The sequence below is a fragment of the Shewanella sp. ZOR0012 genome (genome assembly GCF_000798835.1).
Classification (GTDB): Bacteria; Pseudomonadota; Gammaproteobacteria; order Enterobacterales; family Shewanellaceae; genus Shewanella; species Shewanella xiamenensis.
In genome coordinates this window covers 3,331,775-3,356,546 of the sequence record NZ_JTLE01000094.1, presented here as the reverse complement: position 1 = coordinate 3,356,546, position 24,772 = coordinate 3,331,775, and the positions used below count along the sequence as shown (strand labels likewise).

At 45.5% G+C, this 24,772-nt stretch carries 18 protein-coding genes and 1 pseudogene; 11 read left to right on the top strand and 8 right to left on the bottom strand.

Annotation, left to right across the window (positions count from 1 at the left end; translation table 11 throughout):
• The 3 genes and pseudogenes from L976_RS16335 to L976_RS16325 all read right to left on the bottom strand — a co-directional run.
• Window positions 1-366: pseudogene (locus tag L976_RS16335) on the bottom strand (ABC transporter substrate-binding protein); the annotation flags it as partial.
• 212 nt (window positions 367-578) lie between these two features.
• The gene (locus L976_RS16330; RefSeq protein WP_047538443.1) at window positions 579-899 is read right to left on the bottom strand and encodes a BolA family protein; all 321 of its coding nucleotides are present in this window, start codon (window positions 897-899) and stop codon (window positions 579-581) included.
• 134 nt (window positions 900-1,033) lie between these two features.
• Entirely contained in the window at window positions 1,034-1,696 is a 663-nt protein-coding gene (locus L976_RS16325; protein WP_047538440.1) for an alpha-ketoglutarate-dependent dioxygenase AlkB family protein, read from the bottom strand.
• Window positions 1,697-1,955: 259 nt separating this feature from the next.
• On the opposite strand from L976_RS16325, the gene L976_RS16320 reads away from it, so the two are divergent.
• Complete coding sequence (locus tag L976_RS16320) at window positions 1,956-3,089, top strand: methyltransferase (protein ID WP_047540627.1); 1,134 nt, start codon at window positions 1,956-1,958, stop codon at window positions 3,087-3,089.
• A 211-nt stretch (window positions 3,090-3,300) separates the two neighbouring features.
• Window positions 3,301-6,453: a DUF2339 domain-containing protein gene (locus L976_RS16315; protein WP_047538437.1), complete on the top strand. Its 3,153-nt coding sequence runs from the start codon at window positions 3,301-3,303 to the stop codon at window positions 6,451-6,453.
• 78 nt (window positions 6,454-6,531) lie between these two features.
• On the opposite strand, the gene L976_RS16310 is transcribed toward L976_RS16315, so the two are convergent.
• Window positions 6,532-7,824 carry an O-acetylhomoserine aminocarboxypropyltransferase/cysteine synthase family protein gene (locus L976_RS16310; protein ID WP_047538434.1) on the bottom strand — a complete coding sequence of 431 codons (1,293 nt, stop codon included), beginning with the start codon at window positions 7,822-7,824 and terminating at the stop codon, window positions 6,532-6,534.
• Window positions 7,825-8,417: 593 nt separating this feature from the next.
• Between L976_RS16310 and L976_RS16305 the strand changes: the two genes are divergently transcribed.
• On the top strand, window positions 8,418-8,816 hold the full coding sequence (locus tag L976_RS16305; protein WP_047538432.1) for a GreA/GreB family elongation factor: 399 nt from the start codon (window positions 8,418-8,420) through the stop codon (window positions 8,814-8,816).
• Window positions 8,817-9,345: 529 nt separating this feature from the next.
• Here L976_RS16305 and L976_RS16300 read toward each other — a convergent pair.
• Window positions 9,346-10,125: an AraC family transcriptional regulator gene (locus tag L976_RS16300; RefSeq protein WP_047538430.1), complete on the bottom strand. Its 780-nt coding sequence runs from the start codon at window positions 10,123-10,125 to the stop codon at window positions 9,346-9,348.
• Window positions 10,126-10,311: 186 nt separating this feature from the next.
• On the opposite strand from L976_RS16300, the gene L976_RS16295 reads away from it, so the two are divergent.
• Both L976_RS16295 and L976_RS16290 read left to right on the top strand, forming a co-directional pair.
• Window positions 10,312-11,202, top strand: coding sequence for a DMT family transporter (locus L976_RS16295; protein ID WP_047538428.1), 891 nt, complete (start codon window positions 10,312-10,314; stop codon window positions 11,200-11,202).
• Window positions 11,203-11,336: 134 nt separating this feature from the next.
• Window positions 11,337-12,968, top strand: a complete 1,632-nt coding sequence (locus L976_RS16290; RefSeq protein WP_047538426.1) for a methyl-accepting chemotaxis protein — start codon at window positions 11,337-11,339, stop codon at window positions 12,966-12,968.
• Between the two features lie 149 nt (window positions 12,969-13,117).
• On the opposite strand, the gene L976_RS16285 is transcribed toward L976_RS16290, so the two are convergent.
• The gene (locus tag L976_RS16285) at window positions 13,118-13,957 is read right to left on the bottom strand and encodes an FAD:protein FMN transferase (protein WP_037415047.1); all 840 of its coding nucleotides are present in this window, start codon (window positions 13,955-13,957) and stop codon (window positions 13,118-13,120) included.
• 562 nt (window positions 13,958-14,519) lie between these two features.
• Here L976_RS16285 and L976_RS16280 point away from each other — a divergent pair.
• From L976_RS16280 to L976_RS16270, 3 genes are all read left to right on the top strand, one after another.
• Window positions 14,520-15,857, top strand: a complete 1,338-nt coding sequence (locus tag L976_RS16280) for a Na+/H+ antiporter NhaC family protein (RefSeq protein ID WP_037427081.1) — start codon at window positions 14,520-14,522, stop codon at window positions 15,855-15,857.
• A gap of 190 nt (window positions 15,858-16,047) precedes the next feature.
• Window positions 16,048-16,743 carry a hypothetical protein gene (locus L976_RS16275; RefSeq protein ID WP_047538423.1) on the top strand — a complete coding sequence of 232 codons (696 nt, stop codon included), beginning with the start codon at window positions 16,048-16,050 and terminating at the stop codon, window positions 16,741-16,743.
• A gap of 11 nt (window positions 16,744-16,754) precedes the next feature.
• Entirely contained in the window at window positions 16,755-17,510 is a 756-nt protein-coding gene (locus L976_RS16270) for a 23S rRNA pseudouridine(2604) synthase RluF (RefSeq protein ID WP_047538421.1), read from the top strand.
• A gap of 651 nt (window positions 17,511-18,161) precedes the next feature.
• Here L976_RS16270 and L976_RS16260 read toward each other — a convergent pair.
• Window positions 18,162-18,782, bottom strand: a complete 621-nt coding sequence (locus L976_RS16260) for a LysE family translocator (protein ID WP_037427088.1) — start codon at window positions 18,780-18,782, stop codon at window positions 18,162-18,164.
• Between the two features lie 86 nt (window positions 18,783-18,868).
• Window positions 18,869-20,419, bottom strand: a complete 1,551-nt coding sequence (locus tag L976_RS16255) for a S10 family peptidase (protein WP_047538417.1) — start codon at window positions 20,417-20,419, stop codon at window positions 18,869-18,871.
• 203 nt (window positions 20,420-20,622) lie between these two features.
• On the opposite strand from L976_RS16255, the gene L976_RS16250 reads away from it, so the two are divergent.
• The 3 genes from L976_RS16250 (at window position 20,623) to ccoG (ending at window position 24,732) form a co-directional block, all read left to right on the top strand.
• A complete protein-coding gene (locus tag L976_RS16250; protein ID WP_037427092.1) occupies window positions 20,623-21,168 on the top strand; it encodes a thioredoxin family protein in 546 nt (181 codons plus the stop codon).
• A 504-nt stretch (window positions 21,169-21,672) separates the two neighbouring features.
• Window positions 21,673-23,139, top strand: a complete 1,467-nt coding sequence (locus L976_RS16245) for a sigma-54 interaction domain-containing protein (protein ID WP_047538414.1) — start codon at window positions 21,673-21,675, stop codon at window positions 23,137-23,139.
• A gap of 159 nt (window positions 23,140-23,298) precedes the next feature.
• Window positions 23,299-24,732 carry a cytochrome c oxidase accessory protein CcoG gene (gene ccoG / locus L976_RS16240; RefSeq protein ID WP_047538411.1) on the top strand — a complete coding sequence of 478 codons (1,434 nt, stop codon included), beginning with the start codon at window positions 23,299-23,301 and terminating at the stop codon, window positions 24,730-24,732.
• The last annotated feature ends 40 nt before the right edge of the window (window positions 24,733-24,772 follow it).

Below are 24,772 nucleotides of genomic sequence, written 5' to 3'. Positions count from 1 at the left end.
TGAAGAAAAAAACTGGGAGGCGGGGGCTTTGCCCTTCCAATAATAGGAGGCTGCATGCGCCATCTGGATTTTACCTTGGCTAACGCCATCGAATACAGCAAAGGCAGGCATTAATTCTCCCGCGCCGTAGACGCTAATGTGCAATCGGCCGTGGGACATCTCATCGACAAGCGTGGCAAAACGCTCAGGGGCCATGCCTAACCCAGGAAAATTTTTTGGCCAAGAAGTGGCTAAACGCCATTCAATCACCTCTTTAACAGGAGGCCCTTCAGCAACGGAAATAGACTCCGCATGTTGAGATGAGGGATTACAGCCAGTCACGCCAAAAAACAATACTGCTAATAACAGCCCCCCCAAATAACGCATCACGCACTCCCCGCAACAAAAACTGTTAACCACATGAAAAATAGCACTCTTTTTGTAGAAAATAGGCGCTTAACTCGATAAATAGAACATATTGTTAACACAGAATATTCGACAGGGGAACCTAAGAATGAGACCAATTTGACTTAAAACAAAAAGCCACTTTAATAAAGTGGCTTTTTGTTTTAAGCATGACCCGTCCTAAATAGCGTTAATTAGCCGCGACAATTGGGGGTTTTAGGCACCTCGACGTTCGTCGCCCATTCACTTTGAGTAAAGGTATGAATAGATAGCGCGTGGACACCATTAGCTAACTCATCGGCTAAACAGTTGTTCACCAAGCGATGACGGGCAAGCAAACGGAGCCCTTCAAATTCATCGCTGACCACCACAACTTTAAAGTGAGTCACTGAATTAGGAGGTACATGATGACGATGACTTTCGTTAAGCACTTCTAAATAGGTTGGTGAGAAGCTCTCAGTTAACTTCTGATTGATGGTCTCAGCCACTGTGCTCTGCACTTGGGTATTGGACATATTCAACTCTCAATATGGGTAAATCCAGTGGCCGCAGAGTACTGCTTCAAGTATAAAAGATCAAATTTCAGCGCCCGTTTTGCAACTTAAAACCTAACAAATCCGACAACATTTTGAATTCAATAACCTTTCAATTATCCATGATAATTAACGATAAGTTGCCTAAATGTGTAGTTCCAACAAGGCTCTGTGACCTTTAGGCGCTTAGGTACACTGTGCAACCAGTCACGTTGCATAGGCCAGTGCATAATTAATAAATCACCACTATGTAAACTAATCGTGTATTTAAGCTTGCTATGTTTATGTTTAATCACAAAATCACGAGTCGCACCTAAGCTGATGGAGGCAATATCGCTGCCGTGGGCAATTTCAGGTTCATCATCACTATGGGCCCCCATACAATCCTGGCCATCGGCGTAACGGTTAACTAACACCCCATTACTGCCAAGGCTAAAATCTCGCTGCAATTTATCGCGTAATTTTTGCAGATACTGAGGCCAAGGCAAGGCGCGAATAAATAGCCCCGAATACATATAGTCACATCCCAAATCGCCATACCAAACCTGCTGGCGAGGGATCGAATGGTATCGTCCAAACACTTGAATTTGCGGGCGAGTAAGCGGATATGATTGCGCCTCATTAATCAACGCATTTTGCTGCGCCTTACCTAGATAATCCCGCACTAAGGTGATAGGTGGTTCGAGTTGTCCAATATCGAGGCTTTCGATGGCAAGCACATCATCAGGTGTATCCAAAGGATAATCCTCAAATTCGAATCCTAATTCAGCTTGTTTCATACTCCCACCTTATGCACAGTTCGCCCTTTCGACAATCAGCCTAACGCCAATGATAGTAGTGTTTTACGTAGGTTTGCGCAGCGTTGCGAGTCAACAGTGTATCCAGCCTCAGTCTGAGGATTCAAATTTGACCAGTAAACTTGGCTGCCATGGTACGGCATCAAAGACATACTTCAAGGTATACAAACTAAGGCAAACATCGCAAGCGGCCATGAAATCTGCGATAATCAGCGCCTTATTTTTATTGGCACAACACAACATGACGACACAATTTTCAGTAGCAGGAATAGAACTCGCACTATTTCGCTATCCCGCATCGCAGGAATCGAATCTTCAAGCGTGGGATGCCGCAGACGAGCATTTAATCAATAGTTTGATTGAAGGTGAACAACCAGCTGTGCCAACGGCCATTATTAACGATAGTTTTGGCGCCTTAAGTTGCGCCCTCTCGCGTATCAATCCCAACTGGCCGCTTCGCGTTGAAACCGATGCCAGAACCAGTTTTTTAGGTGCAGAGCAAAATCATCATCGCAATCAGTTGCCGATGGATAACCTGCAATGGTTTACCAGTAGCGACACCTTGCCTCAAGATGTCGCCTTAGTGTTGATGAAATTACCGAAGAATCTCACCTACTTTGCCCACCAGCTCATGCGCCTGTCGCAGGTATTACCGGCTGGCTGTCGCGTCTTAGTTGGCGCAAAAGCCAAATCAATCAACGCGAGTTTACTGGCATTATTTGCTAAACACTTGGGGCCAGCGAGCGCCAGCCTTGCATGGAAGAAAACCCGCGTGATCACTTGTATTAGTGATGGTAAGCCAAGAACACTGCCAAATGAAATCATTTGGGATATTCCAGAGTTTAACCTGAAAATCAGCAACTTAAGCAACGTATTTGCCGCCAACAAGCTCGATATTGGCGCACGAATTATGCTCGACAATCTACCCCAAGGAAAGTTTAAAACGGTTGTCGACCTTGGCTGTGGTAATGGCGTGCTCGGGCTTCGTGCCGCCCAATTATATCCCAATGCCGATATCCATTTTATCGATGACTCCGAAATGGCTGTTGCCTCGGCAAACGCCAATTGGACAACCAATCAACTCCCCCAAGGTAAGGGACATTTTCATTGGGATGATTGCATGAGCCACTTTCCCGATGATATAGAGCCTGATTTAGTGCTGTGTAATCCGCCCTTCCATCAGGGCGAAGCCATTACCGATCATATTGCTTGGCAAATGTTTTTAGATGCCCGTCGTCGGTTAAAAAATGGTGGGATTTTACATATAGTGGGCAATCGTCACTTGGCTTACCATGTGAAATTACAACGCTTATTTAAAAACTGCACCACCGTTGCCTCAAATGGCAAATTTGTCATCCTGCAAGCCCAAAAATAGTCCTTTCTACACCGCGAAACTGGCGCTAGCGATTAGCGCTGTTTTCGCAAAATTAGCTCAGATGCTCATCATCAGAATGTTCTGAACAGCGGCTTTTAACTAGCCGCCGCCCTAAGTTGTCAGTACAATCCGCGAAAGCAAATACATAAAACTAAACGACCTAGACTTTTATGTACCTGATTTATATGGATAGCGTATTTAGGATACTGATATGCAGTTAAAGGATGACGTAGAGCAACTCAAGGCAGAATTGACGCAATTAACGTTGCAGCACCTCGCGCAGCAATCTTCACTTGACCGCCAACTAGCTGAGTTCTCAGCCAAACTCGATTCCTTAAGCTTAAAGCTTGAACAGCAAAATTATGGCTCCACTCCAACGAGCAGCATAACTGAGCTAACCGCTGCCGAGTCATCCCCGATTGCGATCACAACAGATACCCACGCAATAGCGAGTCACGCCGCTCTGCAGTCCGAAACGGTTTCACATCCTATTAAGTCACAAGCCCCAGCCACGTCACCTTGGCAGGATGATCCATGGCAGCGCCAAACTAACCCGCGCTCTCGCGAGCAACATGATTCGCCACAAGCCACTGATATCGAGCTGATAAAGCAAACTCGGGTAGAACTAGGTGTTCAAGCAACAAGCCAAGTTGAAGCCCAAGTAGAAGCCTTTTTATCGCAAGGCGTTGCCGCAATAATGGCTCCCTTTGTGGCCATAAAAGAACAGCTAAAAGGCTTCTATCAACATTATCAAGCGAAGGGCTTGGGGCCAGTGTTTTTAATGACTGTGGCCGGCATTATTACCCTCACCCTAGGTTTTGGTTATCTGCTGCAATATTCCATCAATCACTGGTTTTCTGAACTCGGTAAAGCATTGCTCGGCTTTGGCTGTGCTAATGCGATAATCGCTGGCGGCATTTTTATCCGTCAAAAACGCCAAGGTATGGCCGACTTTGGCTCGGGAATCGTTGGATTAGGGCTGATCTTAAACTACCTGTGCGCTTATTTTATTGGCCCCTATTTTGAGATTATTCCCAACGGCGCCAGCTTTATTCTATTGCTATTGATTACCTTAGCGGGCTATGGCCTTTCAATGCGCCTCGATGCCAAAGTCATTGCGGTCATCGCCTTAATTGGTGGCTCAACGGCACCAATGATGCTGTTATCCCAAAGCTATGCGCCGCTGCTATATATTCCCTACTTACTGCTGATTGGTACTGGGGCATTAGCACAAAGCCGCAAATTGCAGTGGCCATTACTGCTTGAAATGACCGCCTTATTACATATCGCTTGTATTGAAGCCTTCAGCTATTTTGTCGATTTACCACTCCAGCAATGGCACGGCGAAGCTGTGCTGGCCGTTTTGAGTCTTAACGCGCTCTTTTATCTCTATGGGCTAGCTGGGCTTATCGTTAACTCATCGACAACATCACTAAGCCATAGGGTATTGGCACTGCCGATTGCGTTATTGGCTTTTGTGATTTTTGAACTGACACAATTTACTGCGTTTGCAGGGGAAATCTTTATCGCTAACGCACTAGTCTGCGTAGGGCTATACCTTAAACTTAACAATCGGCTCGCTAAATCCCAATCTAGCCTCTTGCTAGTGTTTGGCGGAAGCTTTGCCGCCTTTGCGGCACTTTATCTGGTAAGCCATGATTTCTTAGGATTAGTATTGCTACTCGAGGCAATATTGCTGTTGTGGATTGGGCTCAACGAAAAACTGATTTCAGTGCGCGCCGAAGCCTATGTCTTGCTAGTGATGGGACTGGCGCTCAATGCCTACAGCCTACTCTCGGGCTTGACCTTACTCGAACTCGGCGGCTTATCGCCAGTGGGTGCCCTTGGCTTCCCCCTTATCGCATTAGCTTTAAGTGCTGGCGGATTGTTATTTACAATCAATCAATTAAAAACTAATGAATCAACACTCTCCACCTTAGAAGGGCAACTCTGTTATCTGCTAAAAGAAAGCCTCAGCGGGTTTTATGTCGCGACGCTATTGATTACAGCTTATCTTGTTAGCAGTGATTACTACCTCGCCATTATGCCACTCCTTAGCCTGTTACTCTTATATTTAAGTAGCAAAGACAAACTGGTGGTCAGTGAGTTTGCCGCCTGGCTATTGCTGCTACCATTGCTATTCGCTGTAATCGAAGGCATTACTCTCTCCGGCAGCATGAGTTTTAGTGCACAGCCACTGATGGCCAAACTCGCGCGGATTGAATTGTTCGCAGCCCTATTATTGGGTCATTATTGGTATCGTAGATGCTATCCAGAATCCTTATTCGCTCAGGCCGCTAAACAGATACAAATCGGCTGTTATCTTCTTTTACCACTGTTTTTATTACCTAAAGTCATCCGCAGTTATTGGGAGTTTACCGCAGCCGCATTCTGGCTTAGCAGCCTATTCAGCCTTGGACTTGCCTATGTGGTTAGACACAAAGCCCTTGAGATTGAAACTAAAATTCTGACCTGGCTTGCCATACTCACCACAGCGAGCTTATGTCTGATTGAAATCTGGCAAGGGCTTATTGCGCTGCTGATTGGCATGCTTGTTATGGGATTTGTACTCATTCGTTATCGCACTCTCCCCGACAGGTGGCGGCTACTATTAACCCTTCAATGGCAACTGAGTCCCTATTACTTTGCACTGCCGTTGGCCGTACTTGTCTATGGATTAAATCGCACTGATGTGGTGGCTTGGTCGATGACGGCTTTAGCGCTCAGTGGCTACTTTGCACTATTACTCCAAAGAGGGACTAACCATACGGGCGAAAAGACCAGCTTATTCGGTCACATTGCCTGTGAAATCCAAGCCGCAGTGCGCTCAAGCTACAGTCTTGCCTACGGTCTTTGCCTTGGCCTAGCGCTGCTGCCTATCCTGCTGCATTTTGAGATATCGTTGAGAGTAGATTTGAATAATGCGTTACTGATCCTCTGCGAATTTACCGCCTTAGCATTGCTTGCCACGCTGATATTACGCCGCGGCGTTGCTATCCGTTTACATCGACGCTTCTTACCGCTGCAATGGTTAAAATGGGGTTGGCATGGATTACTTGCGCTCAGCTATCTCACCTGGAGTTATGTATTTGATAACATGATTGCCGCGCCGCTCAGTGCGATTTTATTAGTGGTGCATGGCAGTGTATTGATGTTTATCAGCTTAAAACCCCAACATGCGGATATGATCCGCCTCGCCGCAGGGATCTTTACCTTAGCCACGCTCAAGGTGTTATTACTGGATATGGCGTCCTTCGAACTGGTGCAAAAAGTCATCGCCTTTATGTTAATTGGAGTCATTTTACTGAGCGTATCTTACTTCTATCAAAAAGCGCGTAACCGCCTTCAAGAAGCAAATGAGTAAGAGACGTTTATCCTTCAAACGCAAAAGGCCGCTTCTACTAGCGGCCTTTTTCAAACACATACGATGATATGACAAACTTTACATCAATGCTTTTTCCAGCGCCTGCGAAACATCGGCGATAATATCGTCGATATGTTCAATGCCGACGGAAATACGAATGAGATCTTCAGACACCCCAGCTCTAGCAAGTTCATTCGCATCCAGCTGTCTGTGGGTGGTGCTGGCAGGATGACAAGCTAACGATTTCGCATCACCAATGTTCACTAAGCGCAAAACCATCTTCAGGGCATCAATAAACTTACCTCCCGCGATTTTACCTTCCTCTGGCGTTACCGCTTTAATACCAAAACTGATGATCCCAGAGGCTTTACCGCCAGTGATCTTTTCACAATTCTCACGGTAAGGACTGCTCGGCAGAGCACCATAATTTACCCAGCTAACGGAAGGATGCAGTATCAAATACTCGGCTAACGCGAGCGCATTAGCACAGTGACGTTCCATACGCAGACTCAGCGTTTCAAGTCCTTGTAACAACAGGAATGCACTGTGGGGTGAAAGTGCCGCCCCCGTATTACGCAGCGGCACCACACGGCAACGTCCGATAAAGGCCGCGGGGCCAAAGGCTTCGGTGTAGACCACGCCGTGGTAGGAAGGATCGGCCTGATTTAGCAAGGAAAAACGTTCTTTATTCGCCACCCAATCGAATTTACCCGAATCGATAATCACACCGCCGATGGTTGTACCATGGCCGCCAATGTATTTGGTGAGGGAATGAATAACGATATCGGCACCATGCTCAAACGGGCGACATAGTACTGGCGTGGCGACAGTGTTATCGACAATTAAAGGCACACTATGTTTATGGGCAATCTCGGCTAAACGTTTAAGGTCGACAATATTACCGGCGGGGTTACCGATAGACTCACAAAATAACGCCTTGGTTTTGGCATCGATTAAAGCTTCAAGTCCTTCAAAATCATCAAAGGCCGCCATCCGCACTTCCACTCCTTGGCGCGGCAGCGTATGGGCAAACAGATTGTAAGTACCGCCATAGAGCTGGCTGGTGCTGACGATATTATCGCCAACCTGAGTTAGAGCTTGAATCGCATAGGTAATAGCCGCCATGCCAGACGCCACAGCAAGCGCACCAATCCCGCCTTCAATGGCGGCAAGACGCTGCTCAAGTACGCTGGTCGTTGGATTCATAATCCGAGTATAAATATTCCCAGCAACTTTTAAGTCAAATAAATCAGCACCATGCTGGGTATCATCGAAGGTATAGGACGTCGTTTGATAAATAGGTACCGCAGCAGCTTTAGTCGTTGCCTCAGACTCATATCCGTGGTGTAACGCCAGTGATTCAAGTTTCATTTTTGCTTCCTTCCCCTGAAAAATTCCCAACCATTGCGCCTAAGCCAACACAAACATTGGGGGCACTTTGCGAAAATAGACACTAAAACCGCACAAGATTTGTGCACTGCACCCAAGCTACCAGACGGCCATCTAGAAGTCTAAACATTTTTATACATAGTGCTTTAAAATTTAACTGCTGCAATTAAAGAACAAGTATTTTGAGTAAAATAAGTTTCACCCATTTATCCGTTATTATATTGTTATTAATATGACAATCATTTTCAGGCTTGCTTTATTTTTTTAGTTGGCCTATGGTATGGACAGTTTATTAGTCATTAATCATTAACTCTGTTAGATGATTAATTTAATCTTAAAATTATATGGAGATGTAGCCCGTGTTAAAAAATGCATTTTCATTACTCAGACTTAAGTCAGCTTGGTTAATGCTGAATACACTTGATTATTTATCCCGCGCGGTACGCCTGTCTCTTAAATTCCCAGTTTAAGCCGAGTGCTACTCGCACTCGGCATCTGATTACCCACATTTCAATTTATTGCTCCTATTTTTATGCTGGGGCTTAGCTGTTATCTAGCTCATATTTGGGGTAGCTATGTTTTATTCTTTTTTTAGTAATCTATTTCAGTCTTTTATGTTGAAAACAGAAACCTATTACTTGCAAAACAGTTTTAATGCCTCATTACGCCCCACCGCACTGGCGGCGGTGATAGCAAAGCTCGATCAACTTAAAAGTGAAGAAACCCTAGATAAAGTGACCGTTGGGCGTGAAGTGCTCCTCGTTAATCAACAGGATCAGCAGGAGTATCGTATAGAACTGGTATACCCACCTAGACACAAACCAAGAGCGGGTCGCTACTCTGTCATTTCCGATTTAGGTGTGAGCTTACTGGGCCGAGCCAAAGGTGAATATGCTGAGGTAAATATTTTAGGTAAACCTGTGCTGTTTATGGTGAAGGATATTTCCCTTAGCAAGAGACAACCTAAAAATTAACGGCAAAACTAACAGGATTAGAATAAAGCATGTTCAAATTTCAGTGGCAACATGCTTTTAGGTCGCTATTTGCGGCGGCATCTAGCACAGGCATAAAAATATATTGGAGGATACGATTTTGAAGTTATTTACTGGCCGCGAAATAAATTAATAGCAGAGAGCTAACACTTACTCCTCTTAAAAACTTACTAAGTATGGCAGCGCTTATGTAGAAACCATAAAGAGGTCAAAGTGTTTTATCTCGCTCAGAATGCTTTAAATTATTCAAATTTATCGATAGATTAATTTGAACTAACTGTCGGTGAGAATGCGGCGCTACACTCGATAGTTTGACTTTACTTAATCTCATTTTAGTTAGGAGTATTTTCCATGAGTAAAGAAAAAGCGAAAAAACCGCCGATGAAAACCTTAAAAGAGAAGCGACAGGATAAGCGGAATCGCCAAAAAGCCTCCGATTAATGCCTGTTATAAAAATCCCTTAAATCCTCTCTTTTATGACATAGGGTGCGGCAATAGCCGCGCCCTATTTTTATGCCAGCTGGCGGCGATATTGCTCGGGTGAGTATTGAGCATATTTTTTAAACATCACAATATAGGGTGAAGTTTGGTTATAGCCCAATGTCAGGGCAACTTCTTTGATTGATAAGCCTTCACGTAGCAATTGCAACGAATAAATAAACTTATGTCGCTGACGCAATTCAGTAAAACTCATTCCAAGGCGGTCTTGGCAACGCCGAGCGAGTGTGCGTTCTGTGGTATGTAATTCACTCGCCCAGCTTTTAAGGCTTATTTGACTGGCTGGCTCGAGTTCAAGTTGCTGCAAAATAGGTTGCAACAGTTTATCTGTACTCGAAGGCAAAAATTGTGGCTGCGCCTGACCTAAGATTAACTGGTCAATTAACACCTCAACCAAACGTTTATCCGCATCCGTTTGTGCAACACGCACCTGCCGCTGGCGGAGATCGTTCACTATTGCCTGCGCTATCGGCGTCACCGCAAGTAAACAAGTTTCATCAGGAAAAACCTGCGCCCGACTCGTAACAATATTCAATGAGCAATAATGGATACTGCGGCGGGTGTAACTCTCATGCTCTACGCCTGCTGGCACCCAAATCGCATATTGGGATGGCGACAAAAATCGTTGTCCAGCCGCATGCAACTCCATAATGCCACCACTGATCAGCTGTAATTGCCCCCAAATGTGGCTATGTTTTGGTGTAATGGTATTGGGCAGAAAGGCTTCATAGTTGAAGAAAATATCTGCCACTGGCGCTTGCTCAGAATTAAGTGGATGGTAAACAGGGTGCATCGTACTCCTAAAACTCGACTTTACATCCAATCAAAACATCGATTGATGCGGTGGTTGTCTATCGAGGAACTGACATTGTCTTTTAAGCAATATTTATATCATAAAAGACCAGCAATAATAGCGACTATCTATGACAGCACGTTTGCCACTAGGCATCGGCTCGTTTCCCCCAATGAAGACTGACCTATGTTGTATTTATTTCCACTACTCGCCGTAATGATTTGGGCGGGTAACGCCATTGTTAACAAACTTTCCTTTGGAATTATCGCCCCTGAAGCCATTGCCTTTTATCGCTGGTTTTTTGCCATGCTTGTGCTTACCCCTTTTATGCTCAAAACCGTCTTGAAAAAACGTAGAACAATCATTCCTCTACTACCGAAATTAGCGACCTTAGCCTCCTTAGGAATGGTATTAAACCAAAGCCTTGCCTATTTTGCCGCCGCGACGACAACCGCCACCAATATGGCATTAATCAACTCGTTAGTACCTATGATAAGCCTGTTTTTAGCGGTACCTTTACTCAAGCAAAGGCTCTCGCCATTAGTTTTTGCTGGCAGCCTAATCTCACTGCTGGGCTTAGTGTTTATGCTAAGCCACGGGGATATGGCTAATCTGGCGATAGGGGTTACTGAGGGGGATTTATTATTACTTATCAGTGCGTTTGTGTACGCCCTTTATGGGGTACTGCTAAAACGCTGGCAGCTACCGATATCGACGTGGGAATCAGTGTATATTCAGGGCATTATCGCTGTGTTGATGTTAACTCCGCTGCTGTTTAGTGCGCCAAGCGTCACGATTAGCAGCCAAGCTGCACCACTTATTGTGTACGCCGCCCTTGGCGCATCACTCATCGCCCCTTGGGCGTGGATTAATGGCATTAGCAAATTGGGCGCCGAACGCACCAGTATTTTCTTCAATCTAATGCCAATTCTGGCGGCTATATTTGCGGCGATAATCTTAAATGAGACCTTAGCCGTTTATCACTACCTTGGCGGTTCAATGGTTATCTTGGGGGTAATGTTAGTGCAGATAAAGCCCAAACCTAAAATATCAGCCCTAAGCGCCTGTGCTGATTAAATCGACTCAATAGCCCCATATCAGTGGGGCTTTCCTACGATGATTCTCCTTAATTTTCTGTTGTTGCTGCAAACCACAAAATAGCGACTAAGCTATTTAATAAGCAATTTTGTCAGTACGTTATGGAGTACCCTATGTTTAATAGTATTCGAGTAAAGTTTTCGCTGATGTTTGCCATTATGGCGACCGCCTTGATCGTTATGGCAATTACTGATGCTATGCAAAGCCGCTCAACCCTTAAGCAAATGCAGGAGTTTAGTCAGTTATTTAATCCTGCGATTTCAGCCATTCTCAACGCTGACCGCGATCTCTACCAAGCACAGCTAAGTGAAGAAGTGTTACTCAGATCCGATCTGGGTAGTGATAGCCGTAAAAGTGAAATAGATAACTGGCAAGAGAATGTCGATCAGGCTCGCGATCGAATGGGGGAGTTTAAAAAACTCTTGCAGGATCATGCCCAAGTATTGCAATCCACCAATGGCTTTGAAGCACAGTTTTCGCTCTGGTATCAAGCCTCATCTGACGTGATAAATGCAGTAAAAAATAGTCAGTTCGACCTAGCAAGACAACTACACGAAAGCAAATCCAAAAAAGAGTTTAAAGCCCTAAGAAACATCTACAATGCCGCAGGTGAAGCCGCCGACAATCGCGTTAAAGAACTGGATTTACAAGCCACCGAGCAGGCTACAGCCCAAACTCAAATGTCAGTTACGATAGCTACGCTTGTCGCTATTGTCGCCCTCGTGATTGCCTACTTTGGCCCTAAGATTATTGTCAACGCGATTCAAGACATTACTAATAGAATTAATGACATAGTCGATGGCGATGGCAACTTAACCCAACGAATTCCTATCACTCGCCAAGATGAAATTGGCGAACTGGCCAATGCTTTTAACTTGTTCGTTGCCCAGCTGCAACAGATGGTAATCGCCATTATCAGCCAAACCAAAGATGTGAGCCATACTGTTGAAAACCTAGCGACTAAATCAGCTACTACCATAGGGATCAGCCACGAGCAGGAACAATTTGTCGACACCATAGTTACAGCCGTAAATGAAATGAGTGCCGCGGTAAGGGAAGTGGCCAGCAACGCCCTGCATACTGCTACCGAAATCACTAAGGTCAATGATCAGACTATTGAGGGGAAAAAAATCCTCACGCAATCGGTGCATCATATTCAGCAATTGTCTGAATCGGTTAAAAATGCAGTCGCTGTTATCGAAAAGCTCTCCGTCAACTCCGCTAACATTGCCTCGGTACTGGATGTGATCCGCTCAATTGCGGAGCAAACTAATCTGCTCGCTCTTAATGCTGCCATTGAGGCTGCTCGTGCTGGTGAACAAGGGCGTGGTTTTGCGGTGGTCGCCGATGAAGTACGTACTCTGGCGAGTCGTACCGAAACGTCGACTCAAGATATTCAGAGCATGATCGAAGAATTGCAGCGGGGCGTTAATGATGCGGTGAAGAGTATTGAATCAGGCGCCAGCCTCACCCATTCGACGGTTACCCTTGCCAGTCAGACACAAGATGCCTTAGATCAGATCCTAAATTCCACTTCTAAAGTCAGTGAGATGTCGACTCAAACCGCGACCGCAACAGAAGAACAAACCCACGTCACTGAGGAAATCAATCGTAACTTGACTGAACTGTCTGATAAAACAAGATATTGCAATATAGTGATCCAAGAAACACAGCAAATAGTGGTCAATACCCGAGCCATTTGTAGCAATCTACAAAAAGAAGTCTCGCGCTTTAAAGTCGCTTAAAGAGAGGCATTTGAGATACTGACCAAGCCCAAAAGGATTGGCCAGTTTTTATTTAAAACAATGGCTTGAAGAAAACAACCCGATAGGTACATCAAACTGCGGCACGTCAACCACACCGCCCTGGTACCGAGCATGTTTAAATATAACGGTTAACAGACTAACTGGCCGCCGAGCTGATTAATTTTATCTTTTGCAGCTTTAGCTGAAAGATAACCAGCCACCTTGGTTAGTGCATCTGCACGCCATGCGAAAGGCGCTTGAACGCTAACAACACGCTCATTAGACGCATCAAAGCTCATCATATCGACATTACCTGTCGGCAGTAATAATGCTGGACAACCTAGGCTCAATTGCTGCGAAACTCGTGAGCTTGCCAGAGCCATATTGCGGACTGTTATCTTCTGGCTTAATCCATTTGAGCCTCGACAAAGCACATCCAAGGAGGCAGAACCAAATACTCGCAAGTCCCCTCCCGCATTGACCCAACCACCAGAAACCCCTGCACGACGTAACTCACTTACTGCCATATCAACCGCATACCCCTTGGCGATACCGTCAAAAGTAACAATTAATGGCCGAGCTAACCGCGCTTGGTTCCCTTTAATTTCAATATCTTGCCAATCGCCCTGCAAAAGTAGCGGCATACCAAGGTAGCAAGGTAACGCCCCGCGAGACATCATTTCACCACCAATGGTGCAATTAAATAAGTTGTCGCTAGCTTTACCAAACCACTTGGCTAATTTAAATACCCTTAGACTATCTTGGCTTAGGGTGACCCAATGGCCAGGCTGACGGTTTAGAAGATTTAACTCACTATCTTGCTGATGAAAACTTAATAAACGTCCAATTTGTGCAATGCGAGAAAAAGCCGCAGTAATCGCAGCTTGAATGGCTTGCTCATCGAGTGTTGGTTGGCTGGGTTCTTCAACTACCGATTCGACTGCAATTTCAATTAACGTGCCCAGTAATGGCTTAGCTCTTCGTATCACGATGCTGCTGGCTATGTGAGGTGTGGATGAAGGATCACCGTTTTACCGCATCTGGTTACTAACAGCAAGAGTGGCCTTAGTATGTTATGCGAAAAGATACCCGCAAAATTAAAATGTTAAAAACTAACATAACTCCTCACACTCTCAGCACGTAGTACCGTGTCAAAAACAACAGAAAACCTAACAACACCGAATCGTACACCAACTTAAGATCCACTAAACTGTATCAGCGGTGGAGGAAGAAATAGCCCCCTATTGCTATATTACTGAGTAATCCACATTTAGCATTGGCTAACAACAACCAGTAAATCATTAATAGAATAGTTTTAATATACTGTTTATTAAGATTAAAAATTAAGACAAACCACGATTTAAACCTCTTTTTAACGAACAGATTACAACGGAAGTAAAAACATCTAGACGTCTAGATTGACAGTAAATTGGCAATCCAATATGCTTGGCACCAAGTTGCTAGGATATGATGCCAAGGCGACATAGATTTAGAGCGAGTTTGACTGCCAAGGAGCACGCAGACAACCCGCCGAGTAAAAGAGAAATTACATTGAGTCAATCAACCCAAACCACTGCACCGAGTAACCCGGCATCATTTGTTGCCCTGTTACCCTTATTCGTTTTTTTAAGTCTGTTTATTGGCGCAGGCGTCTATTTCCAAAGCCAAGGTGTGGACTTTGCTTTCTATCAATTACCGAGTGTGATTGCTATTTTGCCGGCCATTATTCTGGCTTTGGTGTTATCAAAGCAAAAATTAAATCAAGCCATTGATACCTTTATTGGTGGAATTGGCCATAGCAATATTATTGCCATGTGTTTAATTTACTTGCTGGCTGGCGGCTTTGCGGCGGTAGCGAAAGCCACTGGCGGTGTCGATGCAACCGTAGCCTTAGGTTTATCTCTTATTCCCTCAAACCTATTACTGCCAGGCTTTTTTGTGATTGCCGCCTTTATTGCAACGGCCATGGGTACCTCTATGGGTACAATCGCCGCCGTGGCACCTATCGCCTTAGGCGTTGCCGACCAGGCACAAATTGATTATGCCCTGATGGCAGGTGCCGTGATGTCTGGCGCCCTGTTTGGTGATAACCTCTCAATTATTTCGGATACCACGATTGCGGCCACTCGAACTCAAGGCTGTGATATGAAAGATAAATTCCGCGAGAACCTGATTTTTGCTATCCCAGCTTCACTGCTGACCTTTGTTGCCTTTGTCATCGCAGGACAAGGCCAAGCCGATCTAGCCGCTCAAGATATCGACTTTATTAAGGTGATTCCTTACCTGACGATTCTAGTATTAGCAGTTGCAGGGCTAAACGTGTTTGTCGTCTTAACCTTAGGCATACTGCTTGCGGGAGCCACTGGTTTGCTGACGATGGACTATGGCGTGATCCAATTTGGTAAGGATATCTACGCGGGCTTTAGCAATATGCAGGAAATTTTTATCCTGTCGATGTTAGTCGGTGGTTTAGCCGCGCTGATGCAGCAACAAGGTGGTTTAGCCTTTGTGAGCAAACAGATTGAAAAGCTCATCACCCGTTTCTCAAAAGCTCAAGGCGAAGCCTCATGCCGCGCGGCCGAATTAGGGATGGCGGGAATTGTAGCCGTGACCAATAGCTGCGTTGCTAACAATACGGTGTCGATTGTTGTCACTGGTGACATTGCGAAAGATCTCGCAGAAAAACACGGCGTAACACCTAAACGAGCTGCCAGTGTACTCGATATTTTTGCCTGTATTATCCAAGGGTTAATACCCTATGGTGCACAAGCGCTGTTAATCGCCTCGACATTTAGCATCACACCGCTAGCAGCCGTGTCCTATGCATGGTATTGCATGATCCTCGCAGCAGTAGCCATTGCAATTGTCATTTTCCGTAAACGCCACTGATGTAGTTAAGTATCACAAGGTTTATTGAAAGCAACACAAAACAAAGGGAGCCACTTGACTGGCTCCCTTTGTTTTAAAGGTTAAATGCAGCGCTATTTAGAATACTTGCCTTCATGAAGGGATTCAGGCAAGTTACACCCGATTATTCAACCTTGCCCCTTAACCCACACCACTATTCATTAAAAGCCAAATGAATCCAAGACAGCGTGAACCCAGTTTTTACGATTTACATCGCCTAATCACTTGGTTGATTGTGGGAGCCGCACTGCTCAGTGCGATAGGAGTGATGGTTGCTCTGTATGGACAATACCAAACCATGGGCGTTAGCGCCCTATTTATCCGCGCCGATTTTTTAGGGGACTATACCCACTCGCCCCTTGCCTATGTGTTTAATTTAGGATTATTGGCCGCAGGGATTTGCATGCTGATCTCTATGGCTGGGCTGTACTTACTCAAGCTCGATAGCTTTAGCCAATATATTGCACTCACAGGAGTTTGGGTTGGCACTTCGGTGATTTTGATGGGCATTTTTCCGATTAACTTTTTAACCATGCATAGACTGGTTTCCACTAGCTATCTCTTAAGCACGCTAACCTTGCATGCCTTAGTGATTATTGCCGGAGTCGTTCCTAAACTTATCTGCCCAAGGCCCTTGTTTTACTTGAGTTTATTAAGTTTTATCAGCGCTATTAGCCTGAGTTTACAACTGGATTGGAGCCAACTGGATTTTCCGCCCTGTGATATAGACAATCATTTCTGTTTGGTTAGTGCCAATATGTGGCTGCAAACGAACCTCAATATTATTTGGTGCTTAAGCCTTGCATTTGCGATGCGTCGTTTATCCAAAATCCTGTATTATCGCGCCCAAGTCCATCACCCGTTTTAACTTAATCATTTATGCGTCTAGCTAAATACCTTGCCCAATGTGGCATCAGTTCACGCCGAGAAGCCTGCCGTTTAATTGAGGCAGGACGCATTACGCGAAATGGTAAGATTGCCACACATCACGACCCAGTCCAGCTCGATGCAGATGGTCAATGCCTTGATAGTATTTGCTTGGATGCAAAGCCTGTATTAGGCAGCGAAACTCCTACCTATTGGCTATTCAATAAGGCCGTAGGTACAGATTGCCGTTTACTCAAAGACGATAAATCCAGCTTGATCCACTTACTGCCACCAACACCAAGACTCTACCCCGTCGGCAGATTAGATAAGGATTCCCGCGGATTATTGCTGCTCACTAACGATGGCGAACTCACCCACAAACTGATGCACCCCAGTTTTGCCCACAGTAAAACCTATCATGTGCAGCTAGAGAGGGCCTTCACCGATGAGTTTATTAAGCTAATGGCCAGCGGCGTAAAGTACAAAGAGGTAGATACTCTCCCCTGTAAAGTTCGTAGGCTTAGTGAAGATAAATTTGAAATAGTGCTGATCCAAGGCTTAAATCGGCAAATTCGGCGGATGTCCAGCGCCTTAGGTTATAAGGTTATCGATTTACAGCGAGTGGCCTTAATGACACTCAGCCTTGAAACAGTAAGCGAAGATAATTGTACAGAAAGCAAAGCAGCAACAAACACTCTACCAGAGGGAGAAATGCGACCGCTAACACCCACTGAAATTACAACGCTAAAAGCCGCACTAGCGATATAGTCAGATGAGGTGTGGTAACGAATCTCAGACCAATGTGACGTTACGCCCCATAAACCATTTATTCAGCTAAAAGATTTTAGACTGAGCAGCGCTAACGAGGTAACCTGAGCTCGGGATAAGTAGAGCCGCTGAATAGGCATCTTTTCGGGCCTCTGTGCGTTGGTCTGTCTAACCATAGCTCGCGATGCCGTACGACTGAGCGCCTTGATATACACAAAAATCTGCGCATTCAGTCAGAAAGAAAATATTTTTATCTTCAAAAAAAATCACTTATAGCATTGATTTAGTTTGTTAAATTTAGATTTTTTCGACACTCGTTACCCCGAGTTCAAGTAAGGTAAATTATTATGCTTTCAACATGTGAGTGGTTTATTGTGAATTTGGGTGATGCGCTTATATCACAATCAACATTAAGCGCACATCAATATCACCTAACCAAAGTTTATCAACAAGCTGGTAGCCCTGAGAATCTGCTGGCAGTATTTAAGCACGAATCCCAAGATCTCCATTGCCACATAAAGCTATTTCTTACTTCAGAATTTCAAGAATTAGCAATGTTAGATGGCGCCGTCAGATGCGTTAAACCTAATTTTAGCGGTACTAGCTATTTGGCGGGCAATCCGAGTTATATGCTCAAAAAATAGTGAACAACTACACATAGAGGCTATACAGCACCCGTATTGCCAGCAGAATCAATACCACACCAGAAAGTTTATCAATCAAGCCCGCTTTTTCCCGCAACTTAGGCAATATACTCGAATGGGATAACACTAACGCAATTAAGGTGTACCATAGCCCATCAACTACCAGTGGTGTTAGTACTATAAGTGCTTGACCTGTAAAACTATCTGCAACCATCACAAACTGGCTAAACAGCGCTAAAAAGAACAGCATAATCTTAGGATTGAACAGGGAAATCGCGATACCATCGCGCGCCGCCGTGAGCGTATCCGTCGCCTCCCCCGCCGTAAGTTTTGCCTGCATGCCACCGTTTGAGCGTAATGCTTGGAGCCCCATCCATGCCAGATAGAGCGCGCCTAAAATCGCTATCCCATTAAAAACCAAAGGCGCATTTTTCAGCATTACCGCAAGACCAAGTAGCGTGACTAGCGCATAGACCCCTATGCCAATCGAGTGCGCCCAAGCACACACAATCCCTTTCCCGCGACCACCGCCTAAGGTATGACGCACGACCATCGCCAAACTCGGCCCAGGGGACATAGCGCCCAAACAACAAATCGCCAATAGTCCCAACCAAGTACTAAAGCTCATTTTCACCCCTTTAAAGCATAAAAAGGCCCTCAAAAGGGCCTTCACAGGAGTGGCAGTTTAACACTGGCCTAGCAATACGGTCACTCTCATTTCACCCCGTTGGGATGATAAAAAGCGCGAATATCTTGCACCAGTTGCGCAAGCGATGCAGGCTCTACATACATCATATGACCCGCCTTGTAGTAATGCATAGTGACGCGGCTATTATCAATGCCGTTATCGGCAAAGGTATTTTCAGTCGCAAAGAAGGGCGTTGCGAAATCAAAATATCCGTTACCGACAAAAATACGCAAGTCTTTATTCTCGCGCTGCGCCTGTCCTAAATAGGGTGCCACATTCACATAATGCATTTGTTTACCGCTAATATTCCAGTTCCAGCCACGGTTAACATCGGTGGAAAGCACGTTGAAGGGGCGTGATAATTTAACCCCTAAATCCTCATACAGATATTGATGGATAGCCGCTGTATAAGCACCATCAATACCATATCCTGACGGGTCGTTATCGGTCGAGTCACCGCCACTGTCGTAATCTTTGCCAGTATAGCGACTGTCTAACCGCCCGATGGTCAAATCCTGATCCCTGAGCAATTCCTTGGTATAGCGACTCGCACTCACCCGTAAATTTACTCTGTCGAGGTAGGACTCACTCAAGCCCGTAAATCGCGCCAACTGTTTGCGTACAGCTTGATAATCACTTTGCGCTAAACGGCTGCCCTGTAATAGGGCTAAGGCGTAATCCTTTATAGCAAATTGACGCGCCTGTTCGACAAATGCTTCGAGCCCCAAGGCCTTATCGGCATCACTGACTTTGTTATGATAAAACGCAGTCGCCGCCATGGTCGGTAAAAAACCAATGTAGGGTTGGTTGTTGCCCGGTTGATAGCGAGCGTGACTAAAGTCGAGAATCGATGAAATCAGCATCACGCCATTGACAGAGATATCGGTCCAGCCGCCTTGGAGTTCATCCACTAATGCCGCGGCTCGCGTCGTACCATAGCTTTCACCGGCAAGGTATTTGGGCGAATTCCAACGCTTATGTTCAATCAACCAACGGCGGATAAACTCGGCAATGGATTGGGCATCTTCTTTTACGCCCCAAAAATCGGTGCCTTTCTTCTCACCCAGGGCGCGGCTAAAACCGGTACCCACAGGATCGATAAACACTAAGTCAGATTCATCGAGTAATGAGTAATCGTTAGCTTCAATCCGATAAGGTGCCGCACCATCATCTTTGGCATCACCGGGCACAATCACGCGTTTGGGCCCAAAGAGTCCCATGTGCAGCCAAAGCGAGGCTGAACCTGGGCCACCGTTAAAAATAAACGTGACTGGGCGTTTACTGCTGTCCTGCACATCATCCCTTAAATAAGTAATAGAAAAAATACTGGCCTGAGGCTCACCCTTATCATCCTCTAAAATGGTCTCCCCACTAATGGCTTGATAACTGATCTTCTGATTTTGAATCGTCATTTTATGCTTAGTGGTCACCACCTCTGGCACTAACTTATCCACTTTGGCTTCGCCTTTTTGAGCAGGCTCGGCATGGCCGACCATGGACACAGTAAATAACAAGGGCAGCAACATACTTGCCCATGTTAGCCCTGCGGGCGTTGACTTTTTATTTAGCACTCGCATCAATTATCCTTCCCTTCTGTAGTCATTATTTTGTGGTCTTTTTATTAGTGCACCAGCTTACAAAGACTGCGCACTCGGCGCAAAAGCACAATTGCAACTGAATGCGTCAAAGGTTTAATCGGCTTTTAAAACATAAATTCACGCAGATTTAAGCTGTTAGCCGCTAAGATAGAATGGATTATCGGAAACTTATGCAGGCATCTATGGGCACTATCACTCTCATCAGTCTGGTCATTCTCGCATTACTTGTGGGCGCGATTGGTCTGTTAATCTGGCAACGTAGCAAAGGTAAGCGCATTCCACTGGCGGTGATTTTTGTATTGGGATTTTTCGCCGTTGGCCTAGGCGGAATTATCGGTTTTGTGCATAAAGGCGAAGATTATCAAGCCTATCAAAAGCTACAGTGGCGCACGCTGGCCCCCGAAAAAATCGCCCCACTGGTCGCCCAAGGCTACACAGTGTTTGTGGATATCACCTCAGACTGGTGCAGCATTTGCCAAACCAATAAGGCTGAAGTCACCCATAGGGAGCAAGTGGTGAATGCACTGATGGCCGACAAGATTATTTTGATGCAGGGAAATTGGAGCGAAGCCGATTCCACCATCGCGAACTACATGCAACATGAAGGAGTACCGGGTACACCTTACAATAAGGTCTATGGTCCAAGGGCGCCTAACGGCATAGTACTACCGTCTAAACTCACCATCGATGCCGTGCTTAATGGCTTAGCCCAGGCTAAAGCCTTGTAATCTATTTTGCTTATTTGGCTTAATCTTCAAAAATGGAGTATTGAGAGCGCAATAAAAAAGGCTGCATCGCAGCCTTTTTGCACACTTCAAATCAGTAGAAAGCAATTTTCCGGAAAGGTGGGCAGAAAATCACTCCGTACTCTCAACAGCCGTCTAACCCCAAAACACTATAAAAATAGTTTTATAACTAGCGAGTTACTTAAATAAATATCTTAGCAAAGTAATGCATATTCCCATATAAGGGTAAGCGTACTGGTCTATTTCAACCTCGCCAATAATATTTATGAAACATTTTTATAACAATTTAGCAATTTAAGCCAGTACTAAATAAAACTTTCTATTGATTAAAATATAAGCTTTTTATTATCAACAAGTTAATGGTCAGACCTCTAAGCTAGCCTCTAAACCATTCTATTCAAACATGACAAAGCAACTCGCGATATATCGCGAGACGACTCAAGGGGTTATACTCTGGGCACTCATTCGTATTAAGGAATCAACGGAATGACATCAACACAGCCCGCCGTAATGCCCTTGGATAAACATTTTCTGCCAGAAAATCAGTTACTACTCAATGCCGTGGGTGAAGGCATTTATGGGTTTGATTTAAATGGTAATGCTGTCTTTATCAATCCCGCCGCCGAGCGCATGACGGGCTGGAAGAATGAAGAGTTACTCGGCAAAAATATCCATAATTGCCATCATCATAGCCATGCGGATGGCAGTCATTATCCCCAGGAAGATTGCCCCATCTACAACACCTTAAAGGATGGGATTGCAAGGGAAATTACCCACGATGTGTTTTGGCGTAAGGATGGCAGCAGCTTTCCTGTGTATTACAGCTCTACGCCCGTCTATCGGGACAACAAACTTATCGGTGTAGTCGCGATATTTCGCGACATTAGTATTCAAAAACAAACCGAGCAGTCGCTACGCCAGGCTTTAGCACAGGTTCAAGCTCTGTCGGAGCAACTGGCCAGCGAGAATCATTATCTCCAAGCCGAGTTAGCCGATAAGACCGGCGATGTGGATATTTCGGGCAGTAGCGCGGTGATCCGCCATATGATCCAGCAACTGCATATGGTGGCCAATACCGACAGTACCGTATTGATTTGTGGCGAGAATGGCACAGGCAAAGAGCTGGTTGCCCGCAACTTACATCAACTGAGTCGCCGCAAAGATAAGCCCATGATCAGCGTTAACTGCGCGGCATTTTCAGCCTCACTGTTAGAGAGTGAGTTGTTTGGCCATGAGAAAGGCGCCTTTACGGGTGCGACTCAACAGCGCAAGGGCCGCTTCGAACTCGCCCATCAAGGTACACTGTTTCTCGATGAGGTGGCCGAATTAAGTTTGGAGGCGCAATCTAAGTTACTGCGAGTGATCCAAGAGCAATCCTTTGAGCGACTCGGCGGCAGCGAAACCATCAAGGTCGATATTCGCTTAGTCGCCGCCAGTCATCATGATTTACTCAAACGCGTTGAACAGGGCTTATTTCGAATGGATCTCTATTACCGCTTGAATGTCTTCCCAATCCAAGTGCCACCGCTCAGGGCGAGACTGGAGGATATGCCCGAGCTTGTCAGCCATATACTGCACTCCCTTAACCGTAAGCTGGGTAAAAAAATCCGAGGGGTAAGTCAAAAAGGCCTAAAAAAATTAATGGCCTACAGCTGGCCTGGTAATGTACGCGAATTGCAGAATATCCTTGAGCGTGAGGCTATATTATCTCAAACGGATATTTTACATATCCATGCCATGCCCACGAATCACCTACAGACTCAAACCGCGGCTTCACCATTACAAACCTTGGCCGAGGCAGAAGCACAGCATATTGAGCAAACATTAAAACTGCTGAACTGGCGTATTTCGGGCGCAAACGGCGCTGCCAGTGTACTCGGCGTCCCGCCAAGTACCCTCAGATCGCGAATGAAGAAGCTCGGGATTACACGTCAAATCACTAATGATGAATAGTCTCAAAAACGCGATATATCGCCAATTGACGATATATCGCGACACACATAAAAACCAATCTAATTTAAATCAATAAATATCAAATAGTTAAATGCAAATTATTTTGGCCTAACGCTTGCTATAGGGAGCCGAATCTTATTTAAGCCGTTAGGACAGCATATGCCCAAGAGTGACACCCAACACAGAGAGAACGCCAAACATCCCTCTGCCGAGCAATTTATCCCGGTAAAAAATATCCAGGCGGAAGATAAGCCTGCACACAAAAGCAGTGACCAGATTCATTTCCGAGAGCAGAAAGGCTATTTTCAGCGTCTCAGAACCACAATGAATAGCCTGTTAGTACTGCTGTTTTTTGCACTGCCGTTTATTTCATTTGATGGTCGGCAAGCGATACTGCTGGATGTGAGTCAGCAACAATTCTTCTTTTTTGGCCTCACGCTCTGGCCACAGGATTTCACCTTACTCGCTTGGGTGTTTATTGCCGCGGCTTTTGGCCTCTTTTTTATAACCGTGTTTTGGGGACGGGTCTGGTGCGGCTATCTTTGCCCACAAACCGCGTGGACCTTTATGTTTGTCTGGCTCGAAAGCAAAATTGAGGGTAACAGCAATAAACGCAAGTTGCTCGATAAGGCGCCATGGTCTGCGAGTAAACTCGGTAAAAGAACGCTCAAACACAGCCTGTGGGGATTAGCCGCCTTGATTACTGGCTGTGGATTTATCAGTTACTTCATCCCAGCCCGTGAACTCTACTTGGATATTTTTACTGGCAACGCCGGCTTTTGGACAACCTGCTGGGTATGGTTTTTCGCGATTTGCACTTACTTAAACGCTGGCTGGATGCGCGAACAAATGTGCTTACACTGCTGTCCCTATGCGCGTTTTCAGGCCGTGATGTTCGATGCCAACACCAAAACCGTGACCTATGATGCCGCACGCGGCGAAGCCCGCGGCCCCCGTAAACGCAAGCAACAAACCGAACTCGGTGATTGTGTTGACTGTAATTTATGTGTTGAGGTCTGCCCGACGGGGATTGATATTCGCCAAGGCCTTCAATACGAGTGCATTAACTGCGGCGCCTGTGTCGATGCCTGTAATGAAACCATGCAAAAATTCGACTACAAACAAAACCTTATTAGCTATGTTAGCGAGAATGAATTAAAGGGCATCACCCATTCCAATTTGCGCTCGCCACGCTTTTTAGGTTACGGCGCTGCCGTTGTTATTATGTTGGTTGTAATAGGTTTAGATCTCTCCAATCGCAGTGAAATTCAGCTTAACGTCATTCGCGATAGACAGAGTCTGTACCGCGAAACCGCCGATAACAAAGTTGAAAATACCTACCAGCTGAAGATCCGTAACAAGACTCAACAAACCAAGCAATACCAACTCGCGGTCAACAGCGAAATGCCATTCAGCTTAATTGCCGACCCGGTAATCACCCTCGCGGCGGGTGAACAAGCAGATTACCCCGTGACAGTGTTAGCCGATAAGGATGCTATCCCTGCGGGACGCAAACTTATCGAATTCTCGGTAACGGATGTCAGCGAACCCAAACAAAGCGTCAGCCAAGAAACCGGCTTCTTTAGCCCTTAATTCATAGCCTCAATGCTCCCATTTAGCCGTAGACAACCAA